At 72.0% G+C, this 1,728-nt stretch carries 1 protein-coding gene and 1 pseudogene; both read left to right on the top strand.

All coding sequences use genetic code 11. The features are described from left to right. Nucleotides 1-241, top strand: a pseudogene (locus VGC18_RS14210) (tRNA (adenosine(37)-N6)-threonylcarbamoyltransferase complex dimerization subunit type 1 TsaB); the annotation flags it as partial. Further along, nucleotides 238-1,728 (top strand): tRNA (adenosine(37)-N6)-threonylcarbamoyltransferase complex transferase subunit TsaD (gene tsaD / locus VGC18_RS14205; protein ID WP_331098528.1); only part of this gene is annotated, 1,491 nt, incomplete at its 3' end. The pseudogene VGC18_RS14210 and the gene tsaD, both read left to right, overlap by 4 nt.

The raw sequence follows: 1,728 nt of genomic DNA, 5'->3' as shown, positions 1-1,728 counted from the left end.
CGAGGGGCTTCCCGTCCGAGCGGCGGGTCCCGGGCTCGCCAGGCCGGACGAGCTGAGCGCCGTCGTCGACGGCGCCGCCGGATACCTGCGGCTCGATGCGGAGGAGGTCTCCGCCTCGTCCGTCGGTCTGCTCGCCGAGGGACTGTTCCTGCACCACCGCGAGTTCGTGGGGCCGACGCCGCTCTACCTCCGCTCCCCGGACGTCACCGTGTCCGCGGGACCCAAGCGGGTGAGCCGATGAACTGGATGCTCCGGCGCGCGCGAGAGACGGACCTCGCCTCGATCATGGAGCTCGAGACCGGCACCTTCGGCACGGATGCCTGGTCGGACGAGGCCATGCTGAGCGACCTGGCCAGCGTCCACTGCTACTACCTCGTCGCCGAGAGGGAGGGCTTCCCCGGCGTGATCGACGGATACGCCGGGCTCTTCGCCCCGCGGGGCGCCCGCGAGGCGGACATCCAGACCATCGCGGTCGCCGAGGTCGCCAGGCGCAGCGGGCTCGGCAGGACCCTCATGCAGTCGCTGATCGCCGAAGCGCGCAGCCGCGGGGTCGAGGAGGTATTCCTGGAGGTGCGCGCCGACAATCCCGGCGCGCAGCACCTGTACGAGACGCTCGGTTTCCAGCAGATCGCCGTCAGGGTGGGGTATTACCAGCCGGACGGCGTGGACGCGAACGTCATGCGGCTCGCCGTCCCCGAACCGCGCCTGAGGCCCGCGGTCGGGGTGACACCCTCGGGGGCCGACGCGCACGGTGCGCTGGTCCTCGGCATCGAGACGAGCTGCGACGAGACCGGGATCGGCATCGTGCGCGGCAGGACGCTGCTCGCCAACGTCATCGCCTCCTCCATGGACGAGCACGCCAGGTACGGCGGGGTGGTGCCGGAGATCGCCGCCCGCGCCCACCTGGAGGCGCTGACGCCCTCGATCACCGCCGCGCTCGCCGAGGCAGGGGTGACCCTGCAGGAGCTCGACGCGATCGCGGTCACGAGCGGGCCGGGGCTCTCCGGCGCTCTCATGGTCGGGATCGGCGCGGCCAAGGCGCTCGCCGTCGCCCTCGACAAACCGCTCTACGCGGTCAACCACCTCGTCGGGCACGTCGGCGCCGACGTTCTGCGCGAGGACGGCAGCGCGATCGAGCTTCCCACCATCGCCCTCCTGGTCTCCGGCGGGCATACCTCGCTCCTGCTCGTGCGCGACCTCGTCTCCGACGTCGAACTGCTCGGGGAGACGATCGACGATGCGGCGGGCGAGGCCTTCGACAAGGTCGCCCGTCTGCTCGGCCTGCCCTATCCGGGCGGCCCGGAGATCGACCGCGCCGCGATCGGCGGGGATCCGGCGGCCATCCGCTTCCCGAGGGGGCTCACCCTCCCGAAGGACCTCGAACACCATCGGTACGACTTCTCCTTCTCCGGGCTGAAGACCGCCGTCGCCCGCTGGGTGGAGCAGCGCAGGGACGCCGGGCAGGAGGTGCCGATCGCGGATGTCGCGGCGAGCTTCCGCGAGGCGGTCACCGATGTGCTGCTTACGAAGGCGATCAACGCCTGCCGGGAATTCGGGATCCAGCGGCTGCTCCTCGGCGGCGGGGTGGTGGCGAACGCGCGCGTGCGGGAGGTCGCCACGGAGCGCTGTGCGGCCGAGGGCATCGCTCTGCGGATCCCCCCGCTGTCGCTGTGCACCGACAACGGCGCCATGATCGCGGCCATCGGCGCCCAGCTCATCGAGGCCGGT

The organism is Lacisediminihabitans sp. (assembly GCF_036404185.1).
GTDB lineage: Bacteria > Actinomycetota > Actinomycetes > Actinomycetales > Microbacteriaceae > Lacisediminihabitans.
This window is presented reverse-complemented; position numbering and strand designations above follow the sequence as displayed.